Annotated in this window: 14 protein-coding genes; 9 read left to right on the top strand and 5 right to left on the bottom strand. The window is 40.5% G+C overall.

Annotation, left to right across the window (positions count from 1 at the left end; translation table 11 throughout):
• Positions 1-76 precede the first annotated feature (76 nt).
• The 5 genes from BZG42_RS06550 to dltD are packed head-to-tail and all read left to right on the top strand — an operon-like array spanning position 77 to position 4,551.
• On the top strand, positions 77-217 hold the full coding sequence (locus tag BZG42_RS06550; RefSeq protein ID WP_079276146.1) for a teichoic acid D-Ala incorporation-associated protein DltX: 141 nt from the start codon (positions 77-79) through the stop codon (positions 215-217).
• Positions 218-237: 20 nt separating this feature from the next.
• Positions 238-1,773, top strand: a complete 1,536-nt coding sequence (gene dltA, locus BZG42_RS06545) for a D-alanine--poly(phosphoribitol) ligase subunit DltA (protein ID WP_155995996.1) — start codon at positions 238-240, stop codon at positions 1,771-1,773.
• Positions 1,770-3,011 carry a D-alanyl-lipoteichoic acid biosynthesis protein DltB gene (gene dltB, locus BZG42_RS06540; protein ID WP_155962695.1) on the top strand — a complete coding sequence of 414 codons (1,242 nt, stop codon included), beginning with the start codon at positions 1,770-1,772 and terminating at the stop codon, positions 3,009-3,011. The genes dltA and dltB overlap by 4 nt, the downstream gene beginning before the upstream one ends.
• A 42-nt stretch (positions 3,012-3,053) precedes the next feature.
• A complete protein-coding gene (dltC, locus tag BZG42_RS06535) occupies positions 3,054-3,293 on the top strand; it encodes a D-alanine--poly(phosphoribitol) ligase subunit DltC (protein ID WP_024532629.1) in 240 nt (79 codons plus the stop codon).
• The gene (gene dltD, locus BZG42_RS06530; RefSeq protein ID WP_155963725.1) at positions 3,286-4,551 is read left to right on the top strand and encodes a D-alanyl-lipoteichoic acid biosynthesis protein DltD; all 1,266 of its coding nucleotides are present in this window, start codon (positions 3,286-3,288) and stop codon (positions 4,549-4,551) included. The genes dltC and dltD overlap by 8 nt, the downstream gene beginning before the upstream one ends.
• Before the next feature lie 231 nt (positions 4,552-4,782).
• Here dltD and BZG42_RS06525 read toward each other — a convergent pair whose 3' ends face one another.
• The 5 genes from BZG42_RS06525 to BZG42_RS06505 all read right to left on the bottom strand — a co-directional run bounded on the left by BZG42_RS06525 (position 4,783) and on the right by BZG42_RS06505 (position 10,361).
• The gene (locus BZG42_RS06525; protein WP_155995994.1) at positions 4,783-5,793 is read right to left on the bottom strand and encodes a FecCD family ABC transporter permease; all 1,011 of its coding nucleotides are present in this window, start codon (positions 5,791-5,793) and stop codon (positions 4,783-4,785) included.
• On the bottom strand, positions 5,790-6,815 hold the full coding sequence (locus BZG42_RS06520; protein WP_155995992.1) for a FecCD family ABC transporter permease: 1,026 nt from the start codon (positions 6,813-6,815) through the stop codon (positions 5,790-5,792). Before BZG42_RS06520 ends, BZG42_RS06525 begins: the two co-directional genes overlap by 4 nt.
• Before the next feature lie 14 nt (positions 6,816-6,829).
• A complete protein-coding gene (locus BZG42_RS06515; protein ID WP_120171917.1) occupies positions 6,830-7,759 on the bottom strand; it encodes an ABC transporter substrate-binding protein in 930 nt (309 codons plus the stop codon).
• Between the two features lie 9 nt (positions 7,760-7,768).
• A complete protein-coding gene (locus BZG42_RS06510; RefSeq protein ID WP_155995990.1) occupies positions 7,769-8,557 on the bottom strand; it encodes an ABC transporter ATP-binding protein in 789 nt (262 codons plus the stop codon).
• Between the two features lie 358 nt (positions 8,558-8,915).
• Complete coding sequence (locus tag BZG42_RS06505; protein WP_155995988.1) at positions 8,916-10,361, bottom strand: UDP-N-acetylmuramoyl-L-alanyl-D-glutamate--L-lysine ligase; 1,446 nt, start codon at positions 10,359-10,361, stop codon at positions 8,916-8,918.
• A 189-nt stretch (positions 10,362-10,550) separates the two neighbouring features.
• Between BZG42_RS06505 and BZG42_RS06500 the strand changes: the two genes are divergently transcribed.
• The 4 genes from BZG42_RS06500 to BZG42_RS06485 all read left to right on the top strand — a co-directional run bounded on the left by BZG42_RS06500 (position 10,551) and on the right by BZG42_RS06485 (position 15,010).
• Positions 10,551-11,294, top strand: a complete 744-nt coding sequence (locus BZG42_RS06500) for a lysophospholipid acyltransferase family protein (RefSeq protein ID WP_024532636.1) — start codon at positions 10,551-10,553, stop codon at positions 11,292-11,294.
• Between the two features lie 84 nt (positions 11,295-11,378).
• On the top strand, positions 11,379-12,035 hold the full coding sequence (locus BZG42_RS06495; protein ID WP_024532637.1) for a helix-hairpin-helix domain-containing protein: 657 nt from the start codon (positions 11,379-11,381) through the stop codon (positions 12,033-12,035).
• Positions 12,019-14,253, top strand: a complete 2,235-nt coding sequence (locus BZG42_RS06490) for a DNA internalization-related competence protein ComEC/Rec2 (RefSeq protein WP_155995986.1) — start codon at positions 12,019-12,021, stop codon at positions 14,251-14,253. The genes BZG42_RS06495 and BZG42_RS06490 overlap by 17 nt, the downstream gene beginning before the upstream one ends.
• Before the next feature lie 145 nt (positions 14,254-14,398).
• Positions 14,399-15,010, top strand: coding sequence for a hypothetical protein (locus BZG42_RS06485; protein ID WP_155995984.1), 612 nt, complete (start codon positions 14,399-14,401; stop codon positions 15,008-15,010).
• Positions 15,011-15,140: the final 130 nt, after the last annotated feature.

Here is a 15,140-nt window from a genome sequence, read left to right as displayed (position 1 = left end):
TATCTTTTACTTGTTTTTTTGACATTGTTGTAGTACTATGGCAATACAGAAAAAAGGGAAGAGTTTGTTTATAATGATGGAAAATGTAATAACCAAACATCCAGTTTTGATATTTGTTGGTAGGATGTTGTTCTATTTTTTTATATTATTGGTGCTCTTGTATTTATACAGCTATTTGGATATAGGACAGGGTAGTTTTATCTATAATGAATTTTAAAGGAGAAGGAAGAGTATAAAATGATTCAAAGTATGTTAGAAAGAATAGAGTATTTTGCCCAAGAAACCCCTGACTATCCTGTTTATCATTATCTGGGGCAAACTTATAGCTATGGAGATTTGAAGGCAGATTCCGATTCCTTAGCAGCTTATATCGATGGTTTAGACTTGCCGCCAAAATCTCCTGTTATCGTCTTTGGTGGTCAAGAATACCATATGTTGGCTACTTTTGTCGGCTTGACAAAGGCAGGTCATCCCTATATACCTGTGGATAGTCACTCAGCTCTCGATAGGATTGAAGCGATTATAGAAATAGCAGAGCCCAGTATGGTATTTGCAGTGTCCAATTTTCCTATGGAGACTAGTTTGCCGGTCGTTGGTTTGTCTGAATTGAAAGAGATAGTTCAGAATAAAGCACCTTACCGCTTGACTCATCCCGTAGAAGGAGATGAGGTTTACTATATCATCTTTACATCTGGAACGACTGGAAAGCCTAAGGGAGTGCAGATTTCCCATCGTAATCTCCTTAGCTTTACTAACTGGATGGTAACAGATAAGGAGTTTGCAGTGCCGGAACGGCCACAAATGCTAGCTCAGCCGCCTTATTCATTTGATTTGTCAGTCATGTATTGGGCACCGACTCTTGCTATGGGTGGGACCTTATTTGCCCTTCCAAAGGAATTGACCTTAGATTTTAAGACCTTGTTTGAAACGATCCAAGCCTTACCATTTAAGATTTGGACCTCAACGCCGTCATTTGTGGACATGGCTTTGCTGTCTCGTGAGTTTGATAGTCAGCATCTGCCAGAGTTGACGCATTTTTATTTTGATGGTGAGGAATTGACAGTAAAAACTGCTCAGAAGCTCCGCGAACGTTTTCCAAATGCCGTTATTGTCAATGCCTATGGTCCTACCGAGGCTACAGTCGCCTTATCGGCAGTTTCTATTACTAATGAAATGTTAGCTACCTGCAAACGTCTACCGATTGGTTATACCAAACCAGACTCGCCGACTTTTATTTTGGGAGAGGACGGTAAAGTAGTGCCGAATGGACAGCAGGGAGAGATTATTGTATCCGGTCCAGCTGTGTCAAAAGGTTATTTAAACAATCCAGAGCGGACAGAGGCTGCCTTTTTCAAATTTGAAGGGTTTCAGGCTTATCATACTGGTGATTTGGGGATGATGACAGACGAGGGACTCTTGCTCTATGGTGGGCGTATGGACTTTCAAATCAAGTACAATGGCTATCGTATTGAGCTAGAGGAAGTGGGTCAACATCTGAACAAATCCAGTCTAGTTGAGGCTGCAGTGGCAGTGCCACGCTATAACGCAGATCATAAAGTACAAAATCTCTTGGCCTATGTGGTTCCCAAAGCTGGGGTTATGGAGCAGTTTTCTAGGGAATTGGAGTTGACTAAGGCTATTAAGCGGGAGTTGACAGATCGAATGATGGATTACATGATGCCATCTAAGTTTATCTACCGTGATAGTCTACCACTGACCGCCAATGGTAAGATTGATATTAAGGGATTGATCAGTGAGGTAAATGCCCAATGATGGAGTTTTTTAAAGCTTTACCACGCTTAGAACCCTATGGAAATCCTTTGTATTTTATTTATCTAATTTTAGCCCTTGCGCCAATTTTTGTAGGTCTTTTCTTCAAGAAACGTTTTCCTTGGTATGAGGGGCTAGTCAGTCTGATTTTTATTATCTTGATGTTCACAGGTAGTAAGACAGAACAGTTACTGTCTTTGTTTATCTATATTCTTTGGCAAACGGTTTTAGTTTTTATTTACAAGTATTATCGTCAACGGGCCAATCAAGGTTGGGTCTTCTATCTGGTGGTGTTTCTTGCTGTTCTGCCCTTGTCCTGGGTGAAATTGGCACCGACCATCAATCAGCCTGCCTCACTTTTTGGATTTTTAGGGATTTCTTACCTGACTTTTCGGTCTGTTGGAATGATAATGGAGATGAGGGATGGATTATTAGCAAACTTTAGTTTGGTCAGCTTTCTCCGTTTCCTACTTTTTATGCCGACATTCTCTAGCGGTCCAATTGATCGTTACAGAAGGTTTACAGAAGATTATGAGCAGATTCCTGAGAGAGATGAGTTACTGAATATGCTGGACAAGGCTATTCATTCTATCATGATGGGATTCTTTTATAAGTTTATTCTAGCTTATTTTATTAGACAGGTTTTGCTTGATCCTTTGAAAGGTGTGGCGCTAGGTCAAGGAGGTTGGTTCAATCTGCCTACCCTAGGAGTGATGTATCTTTATGGTCTTGAATTATTCTTTGATTTTGCTGGATATTCCTTCTTTGCACTAGGGATTTCCAACCTTATGGGAATCCGTTGTCCGATCAATTTTGACCATCCCTTTAAATCTCGTGACCTCAAGGAATTTTGGAATCGTTGGCACATGAGTCTGTCTTTCTGGTTTCGTGATTTTGTCTTTATGCGCCTGGTGAAGACCCTGTTGAAGAATAAGATTTTTCAAAATCGAAATACAGTATCCAATGTCGCCTATCTTGTTAATATGCTCTTGATGGGCTTATGGCATGGCGTGACATGGTACTATGTTGCCTATGGTCTTTTTCATGCCATCGGTTTAATGATCAATGACGCTTGGTTACGCAAGAAAAAATCGGTGAATCTAGCAAGGAAAAAAGCAGGACAGCCTCCCCTTCCAGATAATCGTTGGACAGCTTTGGCTGGGATGGTCATTACTTTCCATGCGGTGATGTTCTCCTTCTTAATTTTTTCAGGATTTTTAAATAAATTATGGTTTAAATAAGCAGTGTCACCTAGGGCACTCAGTAATGAAAGGTATTTTAAAATGGATGTAAAAGAAACAGTTTTGGGAATGATTGAAGACTTATTTATGGAGGATGTGTCTGATATGATGGACGAGGATCTGTTTGATGCAGGTGTCTTGGACAGTATGGGAACTGTTGAGTTAATCGTTGAGTTGGAAAATCAATTTAATATCGTTGTCCCTGTTTCAGAATTTGGTCGTGAAGACTGGAATACAGCTAATAAAATTATCGCTGGTGTGACGGAGTTAATGCATGCATAAGCGGTTGTGGCATATTTTAGGGCCAATCTTTTGCGCGCACCTTTTAGTAGTGGTTGTCGTATTATTTTTCCCAAATTCCTATCGTTCTACTATTGAAGAGGAGAAGAAGGATGCAGTTGCTTTGTCCAGTATCAGTTTTAAAAGCAGACACAAGAAAAATAGAGCTTTGAGTAATCCGGAGCACCGTTTCGTTCCCTTTTTTGGATCAAGCGAATGGTTGCGGTTTGATAGCATGCATCCGTCAGTTTTAGCAAGTGCCTACCAGCGGAGCTATACTCCTTATTTGCTGGGTCAGCGAGGGGCATCCTCTCTTACCCAATACTTTGGTATGCAGCAGATGAGATCTCACCTGAAAGACAGTCAGGCAATCTATATCATTTCTCCGCAGTGGTTTTCGCGTAGGGGAGAAGGTTCAGACGCCTTTGAACAATATTTTAGTAGCGATCAAGCGATTTCCTTTTTACAAACAAATGTAGGCGATGACTATGAACAATATGCAGCTAAACGCTTCTTAGAGCTCAAATCTAGTTGCAGCCTGACTCATATGCTTCAAAAGGTAGCGAATAAAGAAAAGCTAACAGACTTTGATCGGTTGCAGCTACAATGGCAAGGTTATTTTTTAGATAGGCAGGATGCCTTATTTAGTCGCTTTCCTGATACAGGCAGTAATCTTGAGCTGGTCAAGAGTAAGGCTGCGAAACTTCCCAAGACATTTTCCTATGATCGTTTAGTGGATGTGGCTAATAGTGAAGGAAGACGTGCGACTCAATCCAATGATTTTCAAATTGATGATACTTTTTATAAGAATCGTTTGAAATCAAGAATACAAAAGTTTAAGCACTCACAGACTAAACTATCTTATTTACAGTCTCCGGAGTATAATGATCTCCAGTTGGTCTTGAATGAATTTGCAAAGCATAGGACGAATGTGTTGTTTGTCATTCCCCCTGTCAACGGGCGTTGGATGAACTATACAGGCCTGAATAAGGATATGTACCAGGCAACGGTAGCTAAGATTAAGCACCAATTAACTAGCCAGGGTTTCAATCATATTGCTGATTTGTCGGAGCAGGGGAATGTGGATTATTTCATGCAGGATACGATTCATATTGGTTGGCGAGGTTGGCTCGAGCTTGACCGTTACATCAATCCCTTCCTCACCGAGAAACAGCCACCTGTTCACTACCATATAAACAAGGCCTTTTTGACTCCTGAGTGGGCCAAATATAAGGGAAAGGTAGAGCAATTTTTGAAATAATATCCTCTAGATCAATTTGTATAAAAAAAGCAAGTGGTACGTACTGCGTATAGCAGTCGTCTTATCGCTTGCCATTTTTTGTACATGCAAACAATATAGAAGTTATTTTCTTTGATTTAAATGTCAAGCTATATTTTAAATTTACCATATCAATGTAGGATTTTATTGCAAAGAAATGGAATGAAAAAGTAGAGCTAGATAAAGAACTGCATAAGATATAAAAAAACATGGCTAGGATGACCTAGTCATGTTTTTTAATAACCAAAGGAAATAAGGAGCACCGATAGCAGTGACAACCAAGCCAGTTGGAATGTCTGTTCCGACTAGAAGGACGCGCCCAATTGTATCTGCTAGAAGTAGAATGAGGCTACCTGTCAGCATGCTGGCTGGAATGGTTATGCGGTGATCGTTACCTAGCCAATAGCGAGTGATATGACCAGCGATGAGACCAACAAAAGTGATATTTCCAACCAGGATCACACTAAGGGCTGCCAGAGCAGTAGCCAAACTTAAAGTTATGAGCCTTTCCCTTTGAAGATGTAGGCCTAAAGCCATAGCTGTCTGATCATTGAGGTTCATAATGTTGAGTGGGCGACTCCGACTAAAGGCTAATAACCAAACCAAAATTAGAAGTGGAGAATAGGTAGCTAGCGTTGCCCAGTCCCCACCGTTAACCCTGCCACTCAGCCATTGAACAATATACTTCATCTTAAAGTCATCTAGCCGGCTGATAATACTGACCATGATACCTGCCAACATACTTGAGATCCCCACTCCTGTGATAATCAAACTTGTTGGTTGGATACCGTAGAACTTTTTACGAGCAATCCAGTAGACTAGAAAAATAGTTAACCCACCACCAAACATGGCAAATAAAGGAGTAAAGGCTAGAAAGATAGGACTTATTTTTGAAGACATACCCACCAGAATAGCTACAACTAACCCAGCTCCGGTATTGATACCCAAAATACCTGAATCTGCTAGAGGATTACGAGTTAGGGTTTGCAGGAGCAAGCCAGCCAAGGCTAAAGAAGAACCGCCAATTATGGAAGCTAAAATGCGAGGAAAGCGAATCCGGCTAATAATAAGTAAAGTAGAAGAATTTGCTCGTCCAGTTATTGCATCTAAAATATCTGAAAAAGATGAATTGGCATAGCCGATAGACAGAGAAACTAGGCAGCCGACCAGAAGTAGGGCTATAAGGAGAGAGAAAGCTCTTAGAAGATATTTTTTTCTCATCATAAGTGTTTCCCCTTTCGGATTAACCATAGAAAGCAAGGTAGACCGATGATACTAATAACAGCGCTGATGGGAGTTTCAACAGGAGGGTTGATAGAGCGGCAGATGAGGTCTACCCAGATAAGAAAGCCAGCTCCTGCAAGTGCAGTCAAAGGTAGTAGAAGTTGATAGTTCTTTCCTGTAAACATCCGTATAAAATGTGGGATAATAAGACCAATAAAGGAAAGTGCTCCTACCAGAGCTACTGCAGCGGCTGACAGTAGCAACACAATGCCCAGTAAGACAAACGTTATCAACAGAGTTCGCTGTCCCAGAGTCTTTGCAACGGTTTCATTGAGGCTAAGAATCGTCAACTGATGGGAAAAAAGCTGAGCTAAAATTAGTCCCAAGATGATGAAAGGAGCGATAATTGTTAACATTTTCCAATTGACTTGAACCAATCCTCCTGCTTGCCAGCCGATAACTGCAGTAGACAGATCAAAATAAATGGTGATGGCTTGTCCAATTGCTGAAAAGAGGCTTGCTACCATAGCCCCAGAGAGGATTAGACGCAACTGATTATAGCCTTTTTGAGCCTGATAAGAGAGACCAAAAACTAAGACAGCTGCTAGGAATGATCCTAATAAGCAAATGAATAAAATCTGGCTATAATGCAGACTTCCCATGATAGCATAGGCAATGATAAGAGCTAGACCTGCTCCTGCGTTGATTCCCAGCAAACCAGGATCAGCAATAGCGTTGCGAGTGATTCCTTGCATCATTGCTCCTGCCTGAGCCATGGCTGCTCCGACCAAAATGGCAGCCAATATTCTCGGCATTCGTAGCTCCACAATGACATCTTGGATATTGGAATCAGTCATAGGGTTTTGGAGAACCTCCATCAGTTGGTCGTGACTGTAAGAGACAGTACCAAACCGTAAACCGCAGTAAGCTCCCACCAGAAACAGTGAGCTAATGATGAAAAAAACAAGCCAAATTTTCTTTGGCTTTGTTGAGTGATAAAGAAGATATTCTTCTTGCTTCATTGTACAATTCCTTTTTACTTCGCTTCTTTGATGGCTGTAACAAATGCCCCTATTTGCATATCAAGTGACATAGGATCTGAGAAGTAGAAGAGATTGTAATCGATCTCAATGACATGACCGGCTTGCACCGCAGGTAGTTTCTTCCAAATATCACTTTCCTTGAGAGAAGCTGCGGCCTCTCTGGTCTTATCATTGACATTGACAAGAGCATAGTCTCCGATATAGTTTGGTAAGGCTTCTTGCGACACGCCAAACCAACCATCTTTGTTGATAATATCTTCTTGCACCTTAGTAGGTGCAGCAAAACCAAGTGCTTTATAAACGAGTTCTCCACCACGACCAAAGTTATTGCCATAGAGATAGATATTTTTATCATAGAAATCCATGACTGTAAAGGTTGTTTTTGGATCAATCAGGCCACTGAGTTCATTCTTGGCAGAGGCTACCTTTTTATTCCATTGATCCAACCAAGTCTGGGCTTCTTTTTCCTTGTCAAAAATTTGACCTATATCAGTCAACATTTTCAGATAATCACTCTTTCCATAGGTAATTTCAATGACAGGAGCAATTTCTTTCAAGGTCTTCAGGTTCTCATTGCCTGAGAAAACAAGAATTAAATCTGGTTTTTGTGCAGCAATAGCCTCGGTATCCGCAGCAGTTAGTCGAACAGCTTTTTTGAGCTGTTCACCAAAGGCAGGACTATTTTTTTCCAAATCTAAGCTATAACTTGATACATCAATTCCTAATTGTAACAGGTAGCCTGTATAAGAATAGGCAAAATTGACAACCTTCTTTGGATTTTTTGGAATATTCCCGTGATAGGTAATACCTTCAATCTTTGGCATGCTAGACAATTCGACTTTATCTGAGTTTTGTGCAGTCGAGCAGGCTGTTAAGAAAATAAGGGTTACAAACAAACTAAAATAGGTTAAAATCTTTTTCATATTTTCTCCTTAATTGTATTTTAAATCATAAGTTAGTAAAATAGGATACCGTTGTTTTGGATCTTGTATCAATTGGGCTTCAATCTTAAATATTTCCCCAAGAATATCTGCTGTCATAACATCGGAAACAGAACCATGGCGATAAATCGTTCCGTCTTTCATAGCAATCATATAGTCTGAAAAACGAGCTGATAAATTGACATCATGGAGAACCATGACGATCGTTTTCTGTCGTGTTTGATTGAGATCTCTCAGGAGTTCCAACACTTCCAACTGATGATTAAGATCTAGATAAGTAGTGGGTTCGTCAAGAAAGATAGTATCAGTATCTTGAGCCAAGGCCATAGCAATCCAAACCCGTTGCCTTTGTCCACCGGACAAATCATTGACAGGTAGTCGGGCATAGGGAGTGATTTGGGTCACTTCCATCGCCCAATTGATTTTTTCTCTATCTTGATCAGAAAGATGCCCCAACCCGTTTTGATGAGGAAAACGACCGTAAGAAACTAGCTCATAGACAGAAATTTCTTCTGTTGCTTCTAATATTTGAGGTAGAAGGGCTAGTTTTTTGGCTACCTCTTTGGTAGGAAGTTGAGCAATGACATGCCCATCCAGATAGACAGCTCCTTTTTTCACAGGGAGAATCCTTGTCAATGCTTTGAGCAAGGTTGATTTTCCGCAACCATTAGCACCGATAATCGTGGTTATTTTTCCTGTCGGAATAGTGGCTGACAAACTATCAATGATTGTTCGATTGTCATAAGCTACTTGGATAGCTTCAGCTTGAATAGAAGACACAAAGTTCTCTCCTTTCTAAGGATACAAAGAGCGTAAAAATCCGTATATCCGTATAAAATAGGAAATTGATCACAGTCGGCTAGACACAAAGGTGTAAGGCTCTGGATGAAATAAACAATTGATACGAAGAAATAATTTTTTTCAGATAGAATTGATTGCGTTAAGGTACGAAAGTTCCCGTTCTATTTTTGAAAAAAACTTTTCTATTGCTTGGTAGAATAAGCAGACTATGATTTTCAATACGTTTCGATCAATAGTATACCATAAAAATTTTGTGAGACAAAGATTTTTCTGAAAATTTTAATTTAATAATAATGATTATAAAAAACCATTGTTCTTTGAAACAATGGTTAAGGAATTATAAATATTTTTTAGCAATTTCTAAGTCACCAGCATATTCTTCACGCTTGTCGTTAACGATTTGGTAGGCATCTGCCCCTTTTCCAGCGATGATAACTGCATCCTGCGGAGATACGGTTTGAGTCATAGCAAAGCGAATAGCTTCTTCGCGATCTAGGATAAAGCTGCTTGGCCGTGTCATGTAAGAACGAATTTGTTCAGCAATAACTGCGGGATCTTCTCTGTTGGGATCGTCTGCTGTTAATATACTATCTACTTGTGGATAATCATTGAGCAAGAGCCCAAAATCTTTTCGACGACTTTCTCCCTTGTTTCCAGGTGCACCTAGTATCAAGATGACTTTGCCTGTTTGATGTTCTAAGACGACATCAATCAATTTCTTCACACTATCACCGTTATGGGCATAATCCACGAAAACCTTGGCTCCATTTTTCTGAGTTAGGACCTCCATGCGACCCGGTACACTTGTTTGAGCAATCCCTGTGTGAATATCTTTGAGATTGGCTCCCAGTCGTAGGCAAGCTAGTCCAGCTGCGATGGCATTTTCTTGGTTGAATCTACCAATGAGTTGTATATCATAATGGCCTGCTAATTTGCCAGTAGCAGTGAAGTCAAAGCCAGCAGATTGAATGATTTCATTTGCAGAAGCGGGTCCATAAACATCATGGTCTTTAGAAGAGACTTGGTCTTTTACGACCTCAAAATGATCCATGCCGGCATTTACAACGACTGCTTTACTATTGTCCATTAAAAGCCGCTTATGGTAAAAGTAGTCCTCAAAGGTTGGGTGCTCAATCGGCCCGATATGGTCAGGGCTGATGTTGAGAAAGACCCCGACATCAAAGGTTAGACCATAGACTCGCTTCACGAGATAAGCCTGACTGGATACCTCCATAATCAGATGGGTCATGCCATTTTTTACGGCTTCTGCCATCATGGCAAAGAGATCTAGACTTTCCGGAGTGGTCAATGTCGATTTGAAAAAGTTCACGCCGTCCAGAGTGGTGTTCATGGTCGAAAGCATAGCAGGCTTGTGATGTTGTTTGAGGATATTGAAGGCAAAATAAGCTGCGGTCGTTTTTCCTTTAGTACCAGTGAATGCTAAAAGTTTGAGCTGGTTCTGAGGGTTTTCATAGAAGTCCATCGCCACCAGACTCATTGCCTGCTTGATGTCCCCTACTAGAATAGCAGGAATACCTACTTCGTAGTCAATTTCAGACACATAAAAGGTTAAACCAGCCGCAATAGCTCCTTCCAAAAATTCTTTTTTGAAGGACAAACCCTTAGCAAAGAAAAGGGTATCTGAGGTGACCGTTCGACTGTCATAGCTAAGGGCATTAAATGAAATCCCTTTCCATATTTTGAAAGCTTCCTGATTATAGCTAACATGGCGAAAATTGCCATCTGTTTTCAAAATGTCCAATACACGTTCAATTTTAATCATGCCTCTATTGTAAACCTATCAAAGGTATTTGACAAGTAAATACACAGAAAGATGATGGGGGTACTCCACATTAGTAATATCCATGAATAAAAAAATGGTGAGTCTGTTTTTTCCTTTTGCATGTCATCTTAGAAATGTCGAACTTACCCTATTTATGCTATAATGGAAAGAACTGAAAAGGAGAAGAAAATGTTTTATTCGTATCTAAGAACCTTATTAACTTTTTTACTTTGGGCAATCAATGGTAACATTCATTATCATGATAGGGACAAAATTTTGCCACAAGAGGAAAACTATATTCTAATTGCTCCTCATAAAACTTTTTGGGATCCGGTTTTTCTAGGCTATGCTGCAGCACCCAAGCAATTTATTTTCATGGCTAAAAAAGAGTTATTTAAGGACCGTGGTTTTGGCTGGTGGATTAGCAAATGTGGAGCCTTTCCGATTGATCGTGATAATCCCGGTATGGCAGCTATCAAGTATCCTGTGAATATGCTAAAAAAGAGCGATCGTTCCTTAGTGATGTTTCCATCAGGTAGTCGTCATTCATCCGAACTCAAGGGGGGAGTGGCTGTTATTGCGAAATCTGCTAAGGTTAAGCTTATGCCTGCTACCTATGTTGGTCCGATGACAATTAAGGGGTTACTTGCTGGCGAGCGGATTGATGTGGCTTTTGGGAATCCGATTGATGTGTCCGATATTAGGCGGATGGATGATGAAGGCACAGCAGAAGTAACCCGTCGGATTGAAACGGAGTTCAAGCGCATAGAGGAACTTGCAGCATCTTTCCAGACAAAGAAAAGACCAACTATCTTTACATACATTTACCGACTTCCAGTCCTTTTGCTGGTGGCACTTATCTTGGGGTTGACCTATGCTTTTAGCTATCTTGCAAGCTTTTTCTGGCAACCAAGCACACAGTTGGATAAGTGAGAGAAAGATATGTTATTGCACAGAACTCGCAAAATGCGGGTTTTTTCATTTCTTTTTCCGAATGATTTAAGTGGAGGTAATTTTATGGAAAAAGTTATTGAATGCATTAAAGAATACAAGTGGCAAGTTGGTCTGCCTGTGATAGCAGTAGTGGTGGTGGCGAGTTTTCTTCTTTTTAGACAGTCAGCTCAGCCAGTTGACCAGACAGGATTGACCAAGTTTTCACAGACAGAACAAATCAGCTCCAGTCAAGAAGTGATAGAAGAGACCTCGACAGAAGCTAGCGAGAAAAACAGCAAACTAGTGGTGGATGTCAAGGGTGCAGTGATAAATCCCGGTCTTTACACCTTAGAGACTGGTGCCCGTATCAATGATGCTATTGCCGCAGCGGGCGGTTTCACTAGTCAAGCAGATCAAAAATCTATCAATCTAGCACAAAAGCTGACTGATGAAACAGTCGTCTATGTGGCTAGTCAGGGTGAGAATATTTCGGTAGTTCCCAATTCTTCAACTAGCTCAGCCCTGTCTCAAGAGGGAAATAAATCTGGTCTAGTTAATCTGAATACAGCTACGGTGGCGGACTTACAGACCATTTCAGGCATCGGTGCTAAGCGAGCAGCGGATATTATTGCTTATCGTGAAGCCAATGGTTCCTTCAAGTCGGTGGACGATCTCAGCAATGTTTCTGGCATTGGTGACAAGACCCTAGAAAGTATCCGCTCCTATGTTACGGTTGGATAAGCTCCCCTGTCAGCCTATACATCTAGCCATTTTGGCGGTCGTGACCTACTTTACGGTTCACCGTTTTTCGATGTTGACAATGAGCCTTCTGATATTATTATTGGTAATCTATTGGCGGCGTCAGGGGAAACTTACTTTTTTTAAAATGCTGCCGCTTCTAGTCTTATGCGGTCTATTCTTCGGCTGCCAAAAGCTCAAATGGAAACAGGAAGAGCAGGCTGTTTCAAAGCAAGTGACTGCTGTAGAGATTGTGCCGGATACTATAAATATCAATGGCGATCAGTTATCTTTCCGTGCTAGGACTGATGGTCAGATTTATCAAGGTTTCTATAAGCTAACTAGTCAGAAAGAACAGGAGTATTTCCAAAAGCTAACAGCTCTTGTTCAGGTGGAGGTGAAGGCAGAGACGAGTCTCCCATCAGGTCAGCGGAATTTCAATGGTTTTGATTATCAAGCCTATTTAAAAACACAGGGAATCTATCGAATCCTCACCATAACGACTATCAATAAGATTGTACCTATTCACTCTTGGAACCCTATGGATTGGTTGTCAATTTGGCGGAGAAAAGCCTTGGTTTTCATCAAATCTAATTTTCCTTCCCCCATGAGCCATTACATGACAGGGTTGCTTTTTGGAGAGTTGGACAGTGACTTTGATCAGATGAGCGCCCTTTACTCCAGTCTGGGGATTATCCATCTCTTTGCTCTATCAGGAATGCAGGTAGGTTTTTTCATTGATAAGTTTCGCTGGATTTTACTGCGTTTAGGCTTGACAAAGGAGACAGTTGATCAATTACAAGTCCCCTTTTCTTTGGTCTATGCTGGTTTGACAGGCTTTTCTGTATCAGTCGTCCGGTCTTTGATTCAGAAAATTTTGAGCAACCTGGGGCTTCGGAAGCTGGATAATTTTGCTGCAACACTCTTTATTTGTTTCTTGGTGCAGCCTCGTTTTCTCCTGACAGTTGGAGGTGTCTTGACATTTACCTATGCTTTTTTGTTGACAGTCTTTGATTTTGAGGATTTGAAGCAAATCAAAAAGGTTGTAGTGGAAAGTCTGAGTATTTCTCTGGGGATTCTGCCAATTCTGATGACCTATTTTTTCGCTTTTCAGCCTCTATCTATTCTACTAACCTTCTTCTTTTCCTTTGTTTTTGATGTATTGCTTTTACCGAGTCTATCTGTAATTTTTATTTTATCTCCTTTGGTCAAGATTACTTGGGTCAATTCTTTCTTTGTTTTGATGGAGAAAATGATTATTTGGGTATCGGATTTGGGTTTTCGACCTTTGATACTAGGGAAACCGTCTGACTTCATCTTGTTAGTCTTGTTACTGGGATTTTTCATGCTTTACGATTTTCATAGACAGAAAAAATGGCTGTTAGGACTGAGTTTGCTCCTTACTCTGCTATTTTTCATTACAAAACATCCATTAGAAAATGAAGTAACTGTGGTAGATATCGGACAGGGAGATAGTATCTTTTTGCGAGATATGCAGGGGCGTACGGTTCTAATTGACGTTGGTGGACGGGTGGATTTTACGGTTAAGGAAGGCTGGAAGGCGCGATCCCGTCAGGCTAATGCAGAGAGGACCTTGATTCCTTATCTACATAGTCGAGGTGTGGACAAGATTGACAGTCTGGTGTTGACGCACACCGATACTGACCATGTGGGCGATGTTCTGGAAGTAGCTAAGAATTTTAAGATCGGAAAAATCTATGTGTCTTCAGGTAGTTTGACAGTCCCTAGCTTTGTAACCACCTTGAAAAAAATCAATGTACCTGTTCATGTGGTGCAGGTGGGTGATCGCCTACCGATCGTTGATTCCTATTTGGAAGTGCTCTATCCGAGCCGATCGGGTGATGGTAGCAACAATGATTCTATTGTCCTCTATGGACGGCTCCTTGGAATCAATTTTCTGTTTACGGGTGATCTGGAGGAGGGGGAATTAGAGCTGATAAAAACCTATCCCAAATTGTCAGTTGATGTTCTAAAAGCCGGACACCATGGTTCAAAAGGTTCTTCTTATCCTGAATTTTTAGACCATATTGGAGCTAAGATTGCCTTAATCTCGGCTGGCGAGAAAAATCGCTACAAGCATCCCCATCAAGAAACCTTGGAGCGTTTTGAACAGAAGAATATGCAAATCTATCGGACAGACCGGCAAGGAGCTATTCGCTTTAGAGGTTGGCGAAGTTGGTCAATTGAAACGGTGAGATGAGTGAAAATGGTATGTGAGATAGCCATACTCCATCAGCAACTCTAGTTTTTATAATATGCGCGTGTCTATTCAATGGAGTTTTTTGTTGAATTTTTAATGGAATTGGTATATGCTAATCTAGTTTAGATATTCTGAGGGAAGAGGCATGATTAAATTTAAGAAAATATTGATTACTGTAGGTGTTTGCGTTATTGGTTCTTTATCATTTACCGGTATCAAGGCCGATACAGTACCATTTAAAACTAAAGGACAGCAGAGTGTACCAGGAGTTACGGTGGTTCCTTTTAATGTAGGTTCCAATTCTATTCAGGTAAAATTGGAGCCACATGGTTATGTATATACAAGTGTTAATGGAGAAAAAATAAAGGTCGCAGATAAAGAGTTTAAGTTAAAGTGTACGTATACGGATAAAAAAATTTATTCGGATTGTCAAGATAGAGAATGGAAGGTTAGCGGGAATCGCGCAGATGGCAGCGGGAATTACACAGTTCAACTGGAAAAATCGCTAACAGAAGAAGATATTGTTACGCTGAGCTTTGCAGATGATGGGAATTTTTATTTTGGTAAGCTAGTATACGAAAGTGAAAAGAAACAAACTGAGCATCTCCAAAAAGAACAAGAAACAAAGGAAAAGGAATATGCTGAAGGCTTGTTTAAACGTTCTATTGAAGAGGAAAATAATAAAACATGGATAGATACAGTTAGAGACTCCTTTCAGGATACTTGGTGGAATTTGAAGAGTTGGTGGAGTAACTGAGTGTATCAGTGGCAATCTTTCTGTACCATTGAAATGCCCAAAGTCGATAGGTTCTAAATAGCTCATGAGCAAGTGACAAAGGTATGATTTCCTAAGAATTGGACAATGTTGATAAAGGTCTAATAAAAGA

This window comes from Streptococcus sp. DAT741 (genome assembly GCF_009866825.1).
GTDB classification, from domain to species: domain Bacteria; phylum Bacillota; class Bacilli; order Lactobacillales; family Streptococcaceae; genus Streptococcus; species Streptococcus ruminantium.
The sequence above is the reverse complement of the archived record's forward strand: the minus strand, read 5'-3'. Positions and strand labels throughout refer to the sequence as shown.

Excerpts from the sequence above, each read along its gene's own strand:
- BZG42_RS06550 (WP_079276146.1), top strand. The coding sequence starts at position 77 with ATGGAAAATGTAATAACCAAACATCCAGTTTTGATATTTGTTGGTAGG.
- dltA (WP_155995996.1), top strand. The coding sequence starts at position 238 with ATGATTCAAAGTATGTTAGAAAGAATAGAGTATTTTGCCCAAGAAACC.
- dltB (WP_155962695.1), top strand. The coding sequence starts at position 1,770 with ATGATGGAGTTTTTTAAAGCTTTACCACGCTTAGAACCCTATGGAAAT.
- dltC (WP_024532629.1), top strand. The coding sequence starts at position 3,054 with ATGGATGTAAAAGAAACAGTTTTGGGAATGATTGAAGACTTATTTATG.
- dltD (WP_155963725.1), top strand. The coding sequence starts at position 3,286 with ATGCATAAGCGGTTGTGGCATATTTTAGGGCCAATCTTTTGCGCGCAC.
- BZG42_RS06525 (WP_155995994.1), bottom strand. The coding sequence starts at position 5,793 with ATGATGAGAAAAAAATATCTTCTAAGAGCTTTCTCTCTCCTTATAGCC.
- BZG42_RS06520 (WP_155995992.1), bottom strand. The coding sequence starts at position 6,815 with ATGAAGCAAGAAGAATATCTTCTTTATCACTCAACAAAGCCAAAGAAA.
- BZG42_RS06515 (WP_120171917.1), bottom strand. The coding sequence starts at position 7,759 with ATGAAAAAGATTTTAACCTATTTTAGTTTGTTTGTAACCCTTATTTTC.
- BZG42_RS06505 (WP_155995988.1), bottom strand. The coding sequence starts at position 10,361 with ATGATTAAAATTGAACGTGTATTGGACATTTTGAAAACAGATGGCAAT.
- BZG42_RS06500 (WP_024532636.1), top strand. The coding sequence starts at position 10,551 with ATGTTTTATTCGTATCTAAGAACCTTATTAACTTTTTTACTTTGGGCA.
- BZG42_RS06495 (WP_024532637.1), top strand. The coding sequence starts at position 11,379 with ATGGAAAAAGTTATTGAATGCATTAAAGAATACAAGTGGCAAGTTGGT.
- BZG42_RS06490 (WP_155995986.1), top strand. The coding sequence starts at position 12,019 with ATGTTACGGTTGGATAAGCTCCCCTGTCAGCCTATACATCTAGCCATT.
- BZG42_RS06485 (WP_155995984.1), top strand. The coding sequence starts at position 14,399 with ATGATTAAATTTAAGAAAATATTGATTACTGTAGGTGTTTGCGTTATT.